The 15503-nt window shown below is 64.3% G+C and carries 18 protein-coding genes, 1 tRNA gene and 1 pseudogene; 12 read left to right on the top strand and 8 right to left on the bottom strand.

Annotation, left to right across the window (positions count from 1 at the left end):
• Window positions 1-71: 71 nt before the first annotated feature.
• The gene (locus M1R55_RS01175) at window positions 72-854 is read right to left on the bottom strand and encodes an ABC transporter substrate-binding protein (RefSeq protein ID WP_249392933.1); all 783 of its coding nucleotides are present in this window, start codon (window positions 852-854) and stop codon (window positions 72-74) included.
• 347 nt (window positions 855-1201) lie between these two features.
• Here M1R55_RS01175 and M1R55_RS01170 point away from each other — a divergent pair, with 347 nt between their 5' ends.
• The 8 genes from M1R55_RS01170 to M1R55_RS01135 all read left to right on the top strand — a co-directional run bounded on the left by M1R55_RS01170 (window position 1202) and on the right by M1R55_RS01135 (window position 7897).
• Window positions 1202-1375 (top strand): hypothetical protein, encoded by a 174-nt coding sequence (locus tag M1R55_RS01170; protein ID WP_249392932.1) that lies wholly within the window; start codon window positions 1202-1204, stop codon window positions 1373-1375.
• Window positions 1375-2337, top strand: a complete 963-nt coding sequence (locus M1R55_RS01165; protein WP_249392931.1) for an MBL fold metallo-hydrolase — start codon at window positions 1375-1377, stop codon at window positions 2335-2337. Before M1R55_RS01170 ends, M1R55_RS01165 begins: the two co-directional genes overlap by 1 nt.
• Window positions 2337-3626, top strand: a complete 1290-nt coding sequence (gene purD / locus M1R55_RS01160; RefSeq protein ID WP_249392930.1) for a phosphoribosylamine--glycine ligase — start codon at window positions 2337-2339, stop codon at window positions 3624-3626. Before M1R55_RS01165 ends, purD begins: the two co-directional genes overlap by 1 nt.
• Before the next feature lie 69 nt (window positions 3627-3695).
• Window positions 3696-3778, top strand: a tRNA-Leu gene (locus M1R55_RS01155).
• Between the two features lie 125 nt (window positions 3779-3903).
• Window positions 3904-4809: a tyrosine-type recombinase/integrase gene (locus M1R55_RS01150; RefSeq protein WP_249392929.1), complete on the top strand. Its 906-nt coding sequence runs from the start codon at window positions 3904-3906 to the stop codon at window positions 4807-4809.
• Window positions 4810-4852: 43 nt separating this feature from the next.
• The gene (locus M1R55_RS01145; protein WP_249392928.1) at window positions 4853-5698 is read left to right on the top strand and encodes a PQQ-like beta-propeller repeat protein; all 846 of its coding nucleotides are present in this window, start codon (window positions 4853-4855) and stop codon (window positions 5696-5698) included.
• A gap of 230 nt (window positions 5699-5928) precedes the next feature.
• Window positions 5929-6297: a hypothetical protein gene (locus M1R55_RS01140; RefSeq protein ID WP_249392927.1), complete on the top strand. Its 369-nt coding sequence runs from the start codon at window positions 5929-5931 to the stop codon at window positions 6295-6297.
• A gap of 268 nt (window positions 6298-6565) precedes the next feature.
• On the top strand, window positions 6566-7897 hold the full coding sequence (locus M1R55_RS01135) for an erythromycin esterase family protein (RefSeq protein ID WP_249392926.1): 1332 nt from the start codon (window positions 6566-6568) through the stop codon (window positions 7895-7897).
• A 113-nt stretch (window positions 7898-8010) separates the two neighbouring features.
• On the opposite strand, the gene M1R55_RS01130 is transcribed toward M1R55_RS01135, so the two are convergent.
• The 5 genes and pseudogenes from M1R55_RS01130 to M1R55_RS01110 form a co-directional block, all read right to left on the bottom strand.
• Window positions 8011-8529 carry a hypothetical protein gene (locus M1R55_RS01130; protein WP_249392925.1) on the bottom strand — a complete coding sequence of 173 codons (519 nt, stop codon included), beginning with the start codon at window positions 8527-8529 and terminating at the stop codon, window positions 8011-8013.
• A 40-nt stretch (window positions 8530-8569) separates the two neighbouring features.
• Window positions 8570-9247: pseudogene (locus M1R55_RS01125) on the bottom strand (DUF4272 domain-containing protein).
• Between the two features lie 157 nt (window positions 9248-9404).
• Window positions 9405-9899: a hypothetical protein gene (locus tag M1R55_RS01120; RefSeq protein ID WP_249392924.1), complete on the bottom strand. Its 495-nt coding sequence runs from the start codon at window positions 9897-9899 to the stop codon at window positions 9405-9407.
• Window positions 9896-10783: a radical SAM protein gene (locus tag M1R55_RS01115; RefSeq protein ID WP_249392923.1), complete on the bottom strand. Its 888-nt coding sequence runs from the start codon at window positions 10781-10783 to the stop codon at window positions 9896-9898. The genes M1R55_RS01120 and M1R55_RS01115 overlap by 4 nt, the downstream gene beginning before the upstream one ends.
• A complete protein-coding gene (locus tag M1R55_RS01110; protein WP_249392922.1) occupies window positions 10783-11391 on the bottom strand; it encodes a hypothetical protein in 609 nt (202 codons plus the stop codon). Before M1R55_RS01110 ends, M1R55_RS01115 begins: the two co-directional genes overlap by 1 nt.
• A 65-nt stretch (window positions 11392-11456) precedes the next feature.
• Here M1R55_RS01110 and M1R55_RS01105 point away from each other — a divergent pair, with 65 nt between their 5' ends.
• The gene (locus M1R55_RS01105) at window positions 11457-11810 is read left to right on the top strand and encodes a DUF705 domain-containing protein (protein WP_249392921.1); all 354 of its coding nucleotides are present in this window, start codon (window positions 11457-11459) and stop codon (window positions 11808-11810) included.
• Window positions 11807-12478, top strand: coding sequence for a hypothetical protein (locus tag M1R55_RS01100; RefSeq protein ID WP_249392920.1), 672 nt, complete (start codon window positions 11807-11809; stop codon window positions 12476-12478). The genes M1R55_RS01105 and M1R55_RS01100 overlap by 4 nt, the downstream gene beginning before the upstream one ends.
• A 161-nt stretch (window positions 12479-12639) precedes the next feature.
• On the opposite strand, the gene M1R55_RS01095 is transcribed toward M1R55_RS01100, so the two are convergent.
• Window positions 12640-13146: an SMI1/KNR4 family protein gene (locus tag M1R55_RS01095; RefSeq protein ID WP_249392919.1), complete on the bottom strand. Its 507-nt coding sequence runs from the start codon at window positions 13144-13146 to the stop codon at window positions 12640-12642.
• 159 nt (window positions 13147-13305) lie between these two features.
• Between M1R55_RS01095 and M1R55_RS01090 the strand changes: the two genes are divergently transcribed.
• A complete protein-coding gene (locus M1R55_RS01090) occupies window positions 13306-13800 on the top strand; it encodes a hypothetical protein (RefSeq protein WP_249392918.1) in 495 nt (164 codons plus the stop codon).
• A 75-nt stretch (window positions 13801-13875) separates the two neighbouring features.
• Here M1R55_RS01090 and M1R55_RS01085 read toward each other — a convergent pair whose 3' ends face one another.
• Complete coding sequence (locus M1R55_RS01085; protein WP_249392917.1) at window positions 13876-14376, bottom strand: hypothetical protein; 501 nt, start codon at window positions 14374-14376, stop codon at window positions 13876-13878.
• 261 nt (window positions 14377-14637) lie between these two features.
• Between M1R55_RS01085 and M1R55_RS01080 the strand changes: the two genes are divergently transcribed.
• Window positions 14638-15480 (top strand): hypothetical protein, encoded by an 843-nt coding sequence (locus tag M1R55_RS01080; RefSeq protein WP_249392916.1) that lies wholly within the window; start codon window positions 14638-14640, stop codon window positions 15478-15480.
• The last annotated feature ends 23 nt before the right edge of the window (window positions 15481-15503 follow it).

Here is a 15503-nt window from a genome sequence, read left to right as displayed (position 1 = left end):
GGAGCGCTGATTCATTTTTGTGAGGCGCAAGGAGTCGGCGGGTACTTGCTCTTGACCTTCCTTAGACCCACTCAACTCTTACAGCGCAAGTCCTTACCAAAGTACTTGGTACTCAGGGCCGTGTAGGCGCTGGTGCGCTGCATTTTGATCAGGCCCAGATTCAGGGCAAAGCGCGTGCTGTCGTTGTCTTCGCGCAGCATCATGCCAATGGGGACGCTCCACAGTTCGGGGCCGAAGTGAACGTTGGCTTTGGGGTACAGCTTTTTCACCATGCCCTCGGCCACGCTGTAGGCCACCGTCGCGTCTACGGCCTTAGAAAACACCGCGATCACCACGTCGTTGTTGCTGGGATACACGTTGACCTTTTTGTCGAAGGGCAGTTTTTGCACATATGAGGTCATGATGGAACCCGCGATCACGCCGATGGTCTTGTCTTTCAGATCGGTATGCAGGTTGATTTTGGGATCGAGCGACACCACCGAGACACCCACGCAGGCGGTGGGAGAAGTAAAGTCGATCTTGTTTTCGCGGGTGCTGGTAATGCCCAGCGCACTGAAGGCCACGTCCACTTTGTCGTCTTGCAGCAGCGTGGTCAATTGGTCGATACGGGCCATTTCATAACTGACTTTTACGCCCAGGTCGGCGGCCAGGGCTTCAATCAGTTCCGCCTCAAAGCCGAAATGTTTGCCTGCATTGACCAGCGAAAAGGGCGGCACATCGGCAGGAGTCGCCACGCGCAGCACGCCGGAAGCCTTGATCTGAGACAGGGTGCGGGCTTCGGCGTGCGGGGCGGCGAGCAGCAGGGTCAGCAGGGTGGCGGTCAAAGTCCGGGTGGCAAACAGAGTAGAGTTCATTTGATCCTTTTGGTGCTTAGAGTGGGAAATGGTGTGGGCTGTGGGGCAAATCTGCACAACACAAGCCCTGCCGACATTGGTGAACGCCAGTTAATTTCTGGAACGGTCTCCAGAACAGTGCAGAAAAACAGTGCAGACGAGTTGTAGAGCCTGAGCATAAAACGCTGACTCTTTCAAGACCGTCACTGCCCAGATGACCAGCAAGTAAAAGACCGTCTTAATCAAGTAAGCCAGCAATCAGATAGTCATCACGGGGCGCACATGCTTTGGCGTCAGGGGCAGGCTGAGCAGGATGGGGGCCGCCCCGCTGTGCTGTCCCATTGCGCCGGGTTGGTATGCTTGCCTATATGGTTCTTTGGGTGGTGGTGGTGTTTATCGTTCTCAGCGCGACGCTGATTCTGGCTCTGACTTACGGCCCCATGAAAGCGGCGGCCAACGTGCGGGTCATCCGGGCTATCGCGGGCGTGCAGTACGCGGCGGCGGCAGCGCTGGCAGGCGCACGCATCGCAGGTCTGGCGTAATGGAGCTGAACCTGGGCACGGTGCATACCCTCGATCTGCACTTTCAGGGTACGCCGGGTGTCGTCGCCTCTGCCGTGTTCGAGACAGGTGACGGCTTGGCCCTCGTGGACACTGGCCCCAGTTCCACGTTGCCCGTACTCCAAGCGGGTTTGGCGGCGCTGGGCGCAGATTTAGAGGACGTCCGGCATGTCCTGCTCACGCATATTCATCTGGATCATGCGGGGGCGGCGGGCACGCTGCTGGCGCGGGTGCCGGGGGCGCGGGCCTACGTGCATTCACGCGGCGCGGCGCACCTGTCGCGGCCCGAACGCTTGGTGGCGAGCGCCACGCAAATTTACGGGGATCAGATGGAGAGCCTGTGGGGCGAATTCCTGCCCGTGCCCGCCGAACGCCTGACCGTGCTGGCGGGCGGCGAATCCCTCCGCTTGGGCCAGATCGACGTGCTGCCGCTGTATACCCCCGGCCACGCGGTTCACCATCTGGCCTACCACATAGGAGATGACCTGTTCGTGGGCGATGTGGGCGGCATCCGGCTGGACGTGCGCCAATCGCCCCGTGCCCCTACTCCGCCGCCCGACATTGATCTGGACGCCTGGCGGGCCAGCATTGCCCTGCTGCGTAAAGTAGACGCCCGCACCCTGCATCTGGCCCATTTCGGAGCGTATGCCCAGGCGGGTAGCCACTGGGACGCGCTGCTAGCCAACCTTCAGACCGATGCACAGCGCATCCAGGTGGGGTTGGCGGCGGGGCAGGAACCGCAAGCCCTGTCGGACGCATTTACGGCGGCGCTGCTGGCCGAACTGCACAGCGAAAGTCCCGATTTGCCCGCCCGCTACGAATTCGCTTGCCCGCCGTGGATGAGCGTGCAGGGGTTGGTGCGCTACTGGCAACGGCAGGCGGCGCGTGCTCCGGCACCAGGGCAAGAATCTACACAGGTGGAATCAACACAGGCGGCCCGCTGATGCGCGTGCTGGTCATCGGCGGCGGTGGGCGCGAACACGCCATCGTGGACGCCTGCGCCCGCAGCGGTCACGAGGTGATGTGTACCCCCGGCAACCCCGGCATTGCAGCGTTGGCCCGGATCATCTCTGGCCCGCAAGACGCCGACAGCCTGGCCGAATTGGCCGTGCAGCAAGGCGTGGATGTGGTCATCGTAGGGCCGGAAGCTTACCTCGCGGCGGGCGTGGTGGATGCCTGCACAGGGCGCGGCGTGCCTGCCTTTGGCCCCACCCACGCCGCCAGCCGCTTGGAGGGCGACAAGGCGTGGAGCAAGGCCTTTATGACCCGTCACGGCATTCCCACCGCGCAGCACCGGGCCTTTGACAATCTGGCAGAAGCACTGACCCACGCGGCCACCTGCGCCCTCCCCACCGTGATCAAGGATGCAGGTTTGCGGGCAGGTAAAGGCGTCACGATCGCCCACACCCACGCCGAAGCTGAAGCCGCGCTACACGACATTTTTAGTCAAAACAGCGGTCAGGCGGGCGCGAGTGCCGTCATAGAGGACTTCATGACCGGGCAAGAAGTGACCGTGCTGGCCCTCACCGATGGCGTGCGATACGCCCTCACGCCGCCCAGTCAGGATCACAAGACTATTTTTGAAGGCGACACTGGCCCCATGACGGGCGGAATGGGCGTGATCTGCCCGTTCCCTCTGCCTGCCGAAGCGTTGGCCGTTATCCAGTCCGACATCATCGAGCGCACGTTGGCCGGAATGCGGGCGGAGGGTTTGCCCTACACGGGTGTGCTGTACGCGGGCCTGATGCTGACTCCCAGCGGCCCTAAAGTGGTGGAATTCAACGCCCGTTTTGGCGATCCAGAGGCCGAAGCGGTGCTGCCTCTACTGGAATCCGATCTGGCCCAACACGCGCTGGACGCTGTACGGGGCCATCTCAATCCTGACTCTGTGCAGTTCCGGGCCGGAGCCAGTGCCGTGATTATCCTTGCGGCTCCCGGTTATCCCGCCGAGCCGCAGAAGGGCATTCCGATCAGGCTGCCGCCGACTGGGGCAGGGGAGATCATCTACCACGCCGGAACCGCTCTGCAAGCTGAAACGTTGATCAGCAACGGCGGGCGAGTCTTGGCCGTTACTGCCACCGCCGACACCCTGAACGCCGCGCTGGGCCGCGCCTACGCTCTGGCAGACCGGGTGGACTTTGCAGGCGCACAGCTGCGGCGCGATATCGGCGCACGCATCGGCGCAAGAGCGGAGACTGTCCCTGCTGCGGGGCCAGAGTCAGACTCCGTTTGACCTATCGCCCTCCCTTGCGCTAGTATCCGCTCCGCGCCCAATCTTGTGCAGTTTGCAAGCCAAGCGTAGGCCGGAGTGGCGGAATTGGTAGACGCACTCGACTCAAAATCGAACGGGAAACCGTGGGGGTTCGAGTCCCCCCTTCGGCACCAAGATGGCTGCAATGGCCCCCGCTTAACGTGGGGGTTTTTGCTTTTTTGAGAACAGGGGGGCCAGGGGAGGAGACAAGCGGCACCGGGAATCGTGTGCCGTCCAGCCGCACTGCAACAGGAGAATTATGCTGTTGTCATCGCTGCACGCCGCCCACATTCGCCACCTCTCTTCCATGCGGAGAAGTCCGGCGACCCTCATCTACTACCGGTATGGCCTGGAACCGTTGGTGGAGTTCCTCAAGGCGCAGAACATCGCGGCCGACACCGACGTCATCACCCGCGCCGTGCTGACGGAGTTCCAGCTCTGGCTGCGCGAGACGCGCGGCCTGGGCCCAGGCGGGGAGCATGCGGTGCTGCGGGCCATCCGCGCCACCTTCCGCTGGGCGCTCTTTGAAGAGTTGATCGACAAAGATCCAACCCTGAAGATCCGGATGCCGGCCCTGCCGAAGGAACGCCCACCTGCTGTCCAGCCGCACGAGGTGGCCGCCTGCTTGAAGGTGGCCGCGGAGCTGAGCCAGCCGCTGCGGAACAAGGCCCTGCTGCTGTTCCTCTACGACACGGGGCTGCGCCAGGGAGAGGTGCTGCAGCTCGAGACGGATGACATTGATCTGAACACGGGGCAGATCACCATCCGTGGCAGCACAGCAAAGGGGGGACGCGGCCGGACGGTGCCGCTGGGGATCAAGAGCGCCCGGGCCATTGCGCGGTATGAGCGGCATGAGCGCAAGCCGGCACTCCCGATGATCCGCACCCTGTTCCTGAGCCGAACCGGTGAGCCGATGACCAAGGGCGGCCTCACGCACCTGCTGGTCAAGATCGCGGCGGCGGCAGGGTTGCCCAGAGACCATGTGGCCCCGCACGCCTGGCGCCGCGGCTTCGCGGTGGGGTACCTGCGCAACGGGGGAGATATGTTCTCTCTGCAGCAGATTCTCGGGCACCAGACACTGGATATGACGCGGCGGTACGTGAAATACCTGCCCAGTGATATTCAGCGCCAGCACCTGCGGGCGAGTCCGGCAGACCGGCTGTGAGCGGGGGCGTGTCGGCCGGGCTGGAACATCCTATGCTGCGGGCATGCGCAAGACCTTGCTGCTCTTCATCGCGCTGAATGCGGCAATGGCGGAAGCTGGTGGGGGAGCGGGACCGGGGATGGTCCTGCGATCGACCCCCCGTGAAATTCTGGCGGCCAACGCCAATGGACAGCTTCGGTGGAGACGGGCATTCCCGGGGCTCAGGGTGGTCAGCACTGGGCAGGTCGGCCAGGACGTGCTTGTCCTGGCCGAGCAGGGCGACGTGCAGTACGGCACCCAACACCTGAGGATCATGTTGCTGTCGGGCGTCACCGGACAGACGCAGTGGCAACGGACTGTTCAGGGGCGGCTGGATGGCAGTGGCAGCGGGCCACTGCCCCAAGAGCGGGGCTGGGGCGTGATTGACGGCACGTTCTGGGTCTCTCGAAGCACGGGTGGGGAACTGTGGAGCAACGACAACCTCGGATTCCGCGTGCCGAATGGACGCCCGGTCTGGGAGATGACGGGCACTGGCGCTCCGCGTGCAGCGGCGTTGGGGGAAGTGCTGTTCCGCGCACGAACGACCGCCGGCATGCCCAATGATCCGGTCAACGTCAAGCTGCTGGTTGTCAACAGCACCACAGGGGCGACCCGAACGTTGGCCCTCAAGATTGCCCAGCGGCCTGGGTGTGGGCCACTGGATGACGTGCTCGTGGAGGAGAACTTTCTGGAGGTCTCCAGTGCGCGATTTTTCGATGCACAGCGTCATGACCAGTGTGGGTACTTCGTGACCCGGTTCGACTGGCATGGTTCGGAGCGGCCACACTCCGTCATCCGGGTCCCGGAGACGCCGGCTCAAGGCCTGCGCTCACAGCGGGGAGGTGAGCCCATTCCTGAAGGCAAGCGCTAGCTTGTCCTGCAGAACCTAGAACAGCGTATTCATCCCTTTTCTGGCCAGGGCGCTTCTGAGCGTCTTGGCCGCTCTGGTACTGCGCGAGACGTGGCCAGATGTCAGGGTGCTTGCCAGTCTGGCTCCCGGCCGTGGCGCGGTTGGCGCGGTTATCCCAGCGTGCCCGGGCTGCCCAGGGGGCCACCGCCGAGAAGGACCAGGAAGCGCAGAATGGGGGCAGGAGGCCAGGCATGACCGATCAGATGATGACGCAACAGGAAGCAGCCCTGGCCCTCTGCGGGCTGCTGGCGACGCTTCGGAGCCTGGGCATTCAGGTGGTGTACCTGCATCCCGAGATGCTGCGGTTCGGCCTGGGGGGTCAGGGCTGGGTGTTGCTCACCATGGAGCGGGGCGGGCGACCCTCGCCGAGCCAGGAGCCGTATCACGCCCTGGCGCGGATTGCTGAGGCCTTCCCGGAGCTGGTCGCGCCACATGTGCCGGGCCTGCTGCAGGAGGGCGCAGCGCTGATGCTGGCCCTGACGCCGGGGAGTGAGCCGGAGCCGGAGCGGGCTTTGGACCGGCTGCTCATTGCCGAGCATCAACGGCGACGCGGGACCTAGCGCTCAGCAGCCGTGGCTGCCGGAGATCAAAGAGAGGCCCCCGCACCGGCCTAAATCTGACGCGGGGGCCTCTTGTCAGGTCATGCAGTCTTCAGTGGCCTGACTGCGATTTGCGGGGTCACCTGATGAAAATGCCCGGTCACGTCTGTGAAGTGTGGAGACGGGAGTCTCTTATTCGTCTGCCCAGATCACAGGAACGGGGTGCCCTGCGCTGCGGTCAATCCACATGCTTGGTCGGCCTACAGTCCAACACGCTTTAGCATGGGTCATGCGTTTCAGATTGCTGCCTCTGGCCTTGTTGGCCCTCGGCTTTTCCCCGGCGTGGGCCACTCCGGCGAACCTCAACGGGCAGTCCGGTACTGAAGTGGTGCAAGGGGCCCGCCGTGAAGCCCTCATGACCCTCGCCCAACCGATCACGACCCTCACCGCCAATGCCCTGAACGCGGACTTCACGTGGGTCGCAGAATTCACCCGCAACGTGCAGATCATTGGCGCTGGCGAGGGCAGCCACGGCTCGGCTGAACACTTCCAGTTCAAAGACCGGCTGTTCCGGGAACTGGTCAGGCAGGCCGGCTTCACGGTCCTCGGCATCGAGGCGGCCTTCGACGATGGATACCGGATGGATCAGTATGTTCGTGGGTTCGGTTCGGACGACCCAGTAATGGCCATGCGGCAGTTCGATTTCTGGACGTGGCAGACCCAGGAGATGCGTGACCTGCTGGTGTGGATGCGCCAGTCGAACCAGACCCGGGGGAAGGGCCCTGAACTGCGGGTGATGGGCTTTGACCTGCAAGACCCTGCCGGGAGTCTCCGATTGATGCAGGAACTCGCCCCAGACGCGGGCCGACTTCACGACGCCCTCCAGACCCTGTTGATCTGGAGCCTGGGCAATGAACCGTGGGCAGAACTGAAGGCGCAGCGTGCAGAGGAACGTGCGCCCTTTCTGGAGGGGGTGACAGAACTGTTGGGGGCAGTGCAGGCCTTGCCCCCAGCGTCGCCTGACCGGGAGGTGCTGCACTCCCTCGCTCAGACAGTTCGCCAGGCATCCATCAGGGCGCTCGTGCCGGACGGGACGACGGGGGCGAATCTCCGGGACGCGGCCATGGCGGGGAACGTTCGCCAGCTCCTGGCCGGACTGTTCCCGGGGCAAAAAGCCATGCTGTGGGCCCATAACTTCCACGTCTCGAAGGTCGGAGCGCACGGGCAGCCGTACCGCCCGATGGGCAGTCACCTGGCCCGGGATCTCGGGACGCGCTACCGGGCCATCGGGCTTTCCTACGCTGAAGGGGAGGTACGGGCCATCGACACTCAAGGAGGGCCCGTCCCCTTGAAGGTCGCTCCCGCCCGGCCGGAGAGCCTGGACATGCTGGCCATGGGTTCGGCTCCAGCGGTGTTCATCGATCTGCGCCGCGCTGTCCTGAATCCAGTGCTGCGCAGCTGGTGGGTCAACCCGGTGGACTTTGCGGGCGTGGGTGCGCTCTTCACAGCTGGAACCTCTGCCCACGTGCCCATTGAGCTGCCTGCGGCGTTCGACGGGGTCATCTTGGTCAGGCGCAGCACCGCCAGCACGCTCTTGTCTTCATCAGCCCCTCAGAGGTAGGCGGGCTGAACCTCCGCTGAGAATGAACACAGGGGACACCCAGGAGCTGGAGCTCTTCAGGTGGACGCCGTGGGATCCGGATTCACCGGAGGATGATCCTGCCTGCGGTGGCTTCAGCCGCCATCGGCATCGAGGACACCGCTGTTTCCCTCGATCTGGGGCGGCAGGTCGAACGCCACCTCGTACGGCTGCCCTCTGTTCCCGAGCAGGTTCGTTCCTCCCTCAAAGCGGCACCCACGCACCTCCACAGGGCCGGGGTACCAGTTGTCGAAGAAGTTCACGAAGCCCTGAAAGGTGCAGTTCAGCAAGGTGAAGGCCGCCGGCGCCTCGTTGTGACCGCCACATTCGAACGTCACGTCACCGCCGAACGTGCAGGCTTCGAAGCGGGCGCCTTGGAGGAAGTAGGCCGCGTAGAACAGAGCGGCGTCCACGTGGCAGCGCTCGAAGGTGACGGGGGCATGGAACACCAGATCGGACGCGTCCACGGCAGGGAGCCGGCAGCCGCGCAGCAGCACGGGAAGACGCACGCCGCCCGTGTCTTCCAGCGCCTGCAGGTCCAGCTGGCCCCTCACCTCGACCCCCACGAGCCCCTCGCCGGTCTTCAGGCGCTGCAGGGCTTCCGCCGCCGTCACGTGCTGCTGTGTGGGTTCGGGCACTTCAGGCCTGTGCGGTTCAGGTGGCAAGGTCCGTGTCGTCCCAGGCGACCCCTGGAGAGAGCAGCCAGGTCAGGGCGTGCCGGCGCTCATGTACGGCGCCGCCATGGAGAACCGGATGAAAGCCCGGGGGAATGGTCTGTCCGCCCAGCTGGGCACTCCGGACGGCGTTGTGCGCGCAGTAGAACAGGTCTTCAAGCCCGGCGACTGTTCTGGCGTCACGCGGCTGAGCCTGGTTCAGGAGCACCTCCACCGTGCTGCTCAGGCCGGGCAGGAACTCGTGCAGCAGGCTCCGGGTCACCTCATCGGGGATAAATGCGGGGGCCAGATCCGGCTGCGGTTCGAAGCCCAGCGCCCACGCGAGCGGCTACATATTTTCCAGCCGCCAGCCAATCACATCTCCCTGCGCCTCCTGCGCCTCTGCACGGGCCAGGGACAGGATCGCCTGTTCTTCCCTGGTCAGCGCCGACTTCAGGTCGTTCGCCTGAATGTACAGCTGCACCCGCTCCGTCCCCGCCGCCTCCTCAGGGAACGCGGCCCAGGTGAACAGCGCGTCCAGCGCCATCAGCCGGCGGGCCACCTCTGTCAGGGGCCGCAGGACGAACGGGGTCTCGCAAAGGGGCAGCCAGCGGGCTGGCCGGAACCCGAGAGGGTCGAGAACGGCGAAGGAATGGGCACGTAGGGCGTCTGGAGACATGGGCACCTCCGATGATGTCAGATGAAGGCGGGGGAGACCGCCTGACCTACGCCGTCAGGCCAGGGAACCTGTGGTGGCCACGGACGATACGGCCATGCACGACCGCCCATCCGGCACGAACGAGCAGGAAGCCCGGGAGGCAAACCTCTGGATGGCCTCAGGGTGGGGCGGCGAGCACCTCCCGCAGGGTGCTCAGCAGGTTGTCCTCACCCAGATCCATCAGCGCCTCGACCGTCGATCTGCGGCGCTGCGCCATCAGGTCCAGTGCGGCGGGCACCGCCCCTCGGGCGGCCTCGAATGTCGTCCATTCGAAGACGGCCCGCCACGTCAGGGCGCGCCGAACCATGCCAGGCGGAACAGCCCGGAGCGTCTCTAGCACGTGCTCAAAGGCGCCGCGCCCTTCCACGATATAGACGGCCAGCAGTCCCAGGCGTTCGTCCGGTGACCAGGCCGGCAGGGGCACGTTCAGAAGGCGCGCCGTTTCATCCACCAGGGACGCGTCCTCGTCTCCCCCCAGGCTCCAGCCTACGTCGTCCATCACCACCCGGTTGACCAGGCGCAGAGACGCGCCGCCCGCCAGCAGCCGCTCCGCGAGCCTGGCGCCACGTGGTCCGCGCACCTGGGCGATCACGCCGAACATGCGGTCGTTCATGCCCCGCTCCGGACGAAGCCTGGGGAGGCGAACGCGGACAACCAGGCGTGGTCGAACAGGAAGACGGGGCCGCCGTGATAGCTCGAGGGAGCCAGCGTCATCTGGACGGCGTCCACGTACGCGCTAAAGCGGCCTTCTTCCACGTGATAGGTGCCGGGCTGGAGCAGGCGCGCCATCTCTGATTCATGCTGTGCCGCGAGGGCGGTATCGATGCTGACGGCTGCGTGCTGCACGTAGCGCGGCAGGTCCTCCACCCACCAGTCGTGCGGGCGGGCTGTGTAACCTGCGCCGCGGCCCACCGCCTTGAAGCCCAGCAGGGTCACACGCAGGCGGTGGTGTCCGGCGCGCCGGATCAGGTCGAGGGTCACCGGGCGGGACAGCGTGCCCATCACGAGGTGCAGGTTCACCTGCCCCTCCCGCCGGGTGCCCTGGGGGAACAGCCGGGCCACCTCCTCCACCTCCTGCGCGGTGGCCACGGATACGGCGAAGCCGCCGGCCAGATCACGCAGGTCGCTCCAGCGCTCGGCCACCCAGGCGGGGCGGCGCGTGGTGAAGTTCGGCACGACCCCCGCCTGCCGGAACAGGCGCAGGACCTCCAGAAAGGGGGGAAACTCGCTGACCTCACCGCCCCCCAGGGCGACCTCAAAGACGCCGGCCTGCCCGGCCTGCTGCGCGATGAACGCCACATCGTCCAGGCGGGCATGGTCCCGGTCCGGGCGGGAATCTTGGTAGCAGAAGCTGCAGCCCACCGAGCAGCGGTCCGTGAGTTTCACGTCCAGCAGCTCTGGGGCCCGCAGGCGGGTGGGCACCGGTCCGAAAGAGACCCGGTGGCCGGTCAGGGGATCGAAGACCGTGACGTGGCCATGCTCTGCCCGGACCTTCATCAGTCCTCGCCCCGCAAGGGCTCCAGCAGTGTCTGGTCGGTGCTGCCCAGCATCAGGTGCCGGTTCTCGTCCCAGCGGGAGTGTTCGCTGCCGTCGTCTCCACCGAAGACCGCCACATCGCGGCTCAGGAGCAGGTCGCGGTACCGGGCAAACGCCTCTGGATCCGGGCCGGACCCATCCGCGGAGCGTGGGAAAGGGTGGGCGCTCTGATGGTCGACGTGATAGTCCAGCAGATCGGTCCCCTCGGACAGTCCACAGCGCAGGCAGATGTCTGCCTCAATGTCTTCCCATCGGCGCCACAGCCCCTCCAGGGTGTCCTGGGCCTCTGGTGAGGAGGACGGCTCGATGCGTTCCGTGCGGAGCCGTTCCAGATCAGGCCAGGGCAGGTCGTACAGGGCCATGACGTTCGACACCAGCATCGCGGCCAGGAAATGCCGCCGGGCCTCCTGGGTCACCAGCGTGAATTCCGTGCGCCCGTACTGCCCACGCTGCGGGTCGTCTTCAGCTTCAGGTACCTGAAGCAGAACCAGCGAGTGTGAGGAACTGGAATTGGTGGCGAGCCCCAGGCGAACGCGCGTGATCCGGAAGGGGTCGTCTTGTTGTGCCATGGGCTGATTGTAGGCGGGCAGCCAGGTCTTCAGGAACAGCAGCAGGGCCGATTTATACTGCTCCTATGCCTGCCGGAGTGCCGCTTGTGGTGTACGTGGATGTCGGCGAGACCCTCGTGCGGAACCACGGGCGGGCGCGCCTTCCCATGCCTGCCGTGATCCGCCCTGTCCGGGAGCTGCACGCTCAGGGAGCGGTGCTGTCTTGCTGGTGCTGGTCTTCCGGTGGCGCGGCGTACGCGCGGGAGAGTGCCCGGGAAGTCGGATTGGAAGCCGTGTTCCTGGCCTTTTTACCCAAGCCGATGGTGCTGCTCGACGACCAGGCGGTGGGCACCTGGCGTTGCCTGCTGCAGGCTCATCCGAACGCTGCGGACGGCCAGACGGTCGAGGACTCCTGCGACCTGGTGCGGCCCCGCCAGTGAGGCCTGCCCCGCCGCTGGCCTCTCTGGAGCAGCTGCTGCTCGGCGGGGCGCTGGCGCCGCTCACCACACACCTGGTCTTTCTCGAATGCCCGGCACACGTGGCGGCGGAAGGGTTCAGGGCTTGGCGGGGCGAGACCGGACAGGAGTGCGGCAGCGCCCGTCTGGCGGCCCCTCTTCAGGACGTGCTGGGTCACCTGCACCCTCTGCGCTTCGACGCCCGCCGCCACCTGTTCGTGCCCACGGTGGGCCGCTGGACGGCGTACTTCAACAATTACCCACTCGGCACGAACGTCGACTCGGTCGTGCCGCCGCTGGCAGGAATCCTCGGTGTCCGCGCTGTTCAGGTGACTGCCGGCCCCCTGCCAGATGAGGGTGAGGAGCTGCTGGAGTTCACGGTCTTTAACCCGGAGGGGACAGGGCCGGTCACGGGCCGCTCAGTGGGCCTGCGCAACACCCGGGGGTGGTGGCGCTTCTGGCGGCTGGGGACGCCTCTGCCCTTCGAGGATCTCGCGGCGTACCGTGACCGTCGACGCAAGCGCCGTTTCACCTACGATCACCTCGTCGCCTACAGCGCCGCACTCGGTCTCTCTCCTTTCGACAGCACGTTCTACACACCCGGGCAGGGCGCCTGGCTGGTTTCCTGCGGCCCGCGCCTCCTGCGGCTGTAATTGGGGCAGGGGAGCCCCCAGTGCTCCGAGAGAGTCACAGGAAGGATGGAACTTATGGATTGAGCTCTGTGGCAGGGAAGGGTGTCGAGGCCCCATGACATCCTGCCGCACAGCGCCCATTCGGAACATCAATGTCCGGGTGCGTGCCCGACAGGTGCTCTCTATGCCCTCTGGAGAGCGTCATAGGCGTCGCCCAACGGAGTGAAGCGGTCTGAGCGCCAGAACACTTCGTCTCCCGGTGCTTCCCACAGGAACGTCAACAGCTCGGTGAAGGAGCGCGCGACGACCGCGCAACTCCCCACCATGCCGTGGACTTCATGGTTGCTGTCGTAGCACCGTCCGAGGCGCTCGGGCGCCAGGTCGATAGACAGGCAGTCGCCATTAAAGTCTTCGGCGATCAGATACCACTGCGCCGTGATGTCATCAGCGTACAGCTCACCAAAAAACTTCAGGTTAGCCCGCACGACTTCATCGGGCGCGACGATGCGGAAAGGGAACAGGACCTCGCTCCCGACGAAGAACTCCACGCCACCGCACAGGGTGTAGAACTCGTTCACGTCGTTCGGGAGTTGGTGGGGAGCAACAGGCTGGGGAAGTCCAGTCGCAGGCAGGACCACGCAGTCCGGATGGGCCCGGATCCGGTCAAGCAGTTGGCGAAGTTCACTCACACGGTCACTGTAGGGGCAGTCTGGCGTGCGCATTGCAGCGCGGTGCTGATCCAGTAGGACGTTGTCCCTTTCGACCCTTGGACCTGTCTGGGTCTTGATTGGCGCGTCGCCGAGACCTCTCCGAAAAGGAGGAATGGAGAGGCTATAGAATGGGACCTGATGGCTGTGGAGGTCTTTCAGCGGTTCTCCCAGATGAATCTGGGCAATGTTTTGCTGCTCCACGGCCTGGTCGCGTGTGCACTCTACGACAGGAAGCTCAAGGATCCTGAAGTGGCCCACTTGGTCGAAATGGTGAGGCGTGATGGTCGCTTAGGCAGTCCAGAAACGTTGTATCTCACGCGTCGTCTGATCAAGCGTGCCTTTCGGGGAAAGTTAAAGGGGGCAGATGATGCATATAGCCGCCTGCTTTCCCTGGCCCTGAGCAGCTATGAAGGGACGCTGTACGCGGACGACGAGGTTGATCTCCCGGTGATGTGGTGTACGGCCTGGCTCGCTCAGATTGCCGCGGTCATGGTCAGAGATGTTCAGGAGATCAATGCGTGCATGCTTGACCTGGTCACGCAATTTGAAGCTGACTTCCTGGCCGTGGCTCCTCTACCCTGTTCGGTGCAGCAGGCGGTCCTGTTGCGGTGTGTCCGACCACCTCAGCAGTGAGGGGAGCGCGGTCGCTTGGCAGGAGCTTTACGCGAAGTGACAAGATCCTGCCAGTGGAGTGTCAACTTGGGTCTGTTACGCCAGGGGCAAAGGGGCAGCGTTCCACCATCTTGGTGCTTCATCGTCTGGCGGCCAGACAGGGACTTTGATCTCAGCACTCCGCTCTGCAGCCAGTTGATGTTGCAGTTCAATGGCAAGCTCAACAAGTGATTCCTGTCCTACATCGCGTTGCGTGATGTTGCAGAGCCACGTCTCGGTATATCGCGCATGGCTCGTGGACGCTCCCTCGGATACCGCCACCAACACAAGAAACCAGTCGTGCACCGTATCGCCATCCCACACGGCTTCGATCACGCAGATGCGACCAGATACACCTTGAAGGTTCTCTCGTGCGATCAGAGCTGGCGCGGGCCGCTTCGGAAATCGTTCGGGTTGAGTCTCTCGTAAATAATCTCCACGTTGACCGAGTGCATATATGGCTTCGTGTAGATCGCCCCCTACCTCTGCACGATAGGTGGATAGGGCAGATATGTAGGCTCCTTGGCAGAGAAGGGCATCTAATTCAGTCCAATCCATGTCGCTCCGCACAGTTCCACACTTACAGCTTTCAGCCTAATACTCCATGGGAGTCCGCCTGACAGACCCAACTTGACACTCCATCAGAACAAAGGAGGACCCTCAAGCAGGAGAAGTTCCCATCAGGGCGGCCAGCTGGGCAGAAAAAGTGCGCCTCAAGCATCCGCAGATCAGGATCTCAGGTGGAGTGATGCACGTAGGGTCTGGTCAAGCTGCCGGGCACAGGCGCTCAGCGCTAACGACCGAATAGTGTTGGGGGATATGCAGCACCTGAAAGCCGACCTGCAGGCTCGAGGCTTCATTCTGAGTCCGCCTGCTTCCCCAGAAGATCTCGCCGCGCTTGAAGCCGACCTGGGTGTGCCCCTCCCCGCGCCTGTTCGCGCCATGTATGAGCTGTTCGACGACCTAGAAGACTACCAGGACCTGGCGTATGAGCTCCTCTCAATTCGTCGTGCCAGAGCGGCCCTCGCAGAGTTGCGGGCTCCATATGAGAACCTGGGAACGCCCAGTCTCCTGAGATTCGGCCTGCCCCTCTTCCGGGATGCCGGGAACAATTACCTCGTGTACAGCATGCTGCACGAGTGTCCAGACCGCCTCGTGCTGTCTGAGCACGACATGCTGTTCGAACCGGAAGTCCTCTTTCCAACCCTGACGGCCGTGTTCGAGGCACGATGCGACCCGGACACGGCTGCGCTGGACTTTCCGCCAACGTATCCCGTCATTGCGGGGACGGTGCCCGGGGATAGCGAAGCTGCGGACGCCTGCATCCGGGCTTGGCGGAGCCGGACAGGCCTGGAAGCGGGATTCTTCCTGTCTTTGGCGTGCAGCGTGCTCCCCCAGACGCGTCTGGAAGAGCTGATTCACTGGTTGAATGAAGTGGCTGCCGAGGGACTGCGTCCCCTGTACCGCAGCCTGGGCCGCCGTGAAGCCCCTGAGGCTGTGCCAGTGTTGGAAGCCCTGATGCACCGCGTGCAGACGCAGGGTGAGCGATTTACAGTTCACACGCGGTGGATTGAGGAAACGATAGCCGAAATTGGCACGCCGGACGCCCGTGCCGCTCTCCTGCGGCTGAACACTCCGGTGCCTGGGCAAGATCCTGAATAGCGTCCAAAGCTCAATATGCCGGG

This window comes from Deinococcus sp. QL22 (genome assembly GCF_023370075.1).
In the GTDB taxonomy this organism is placed as follows: Bacteria; Deinococcota; Deinococci; order Deinococcales; family Deinococcaceae; genus Deinococcus.
This window is presented reverse-complemented; position numbering and strand designations above follow the sequence as displayed.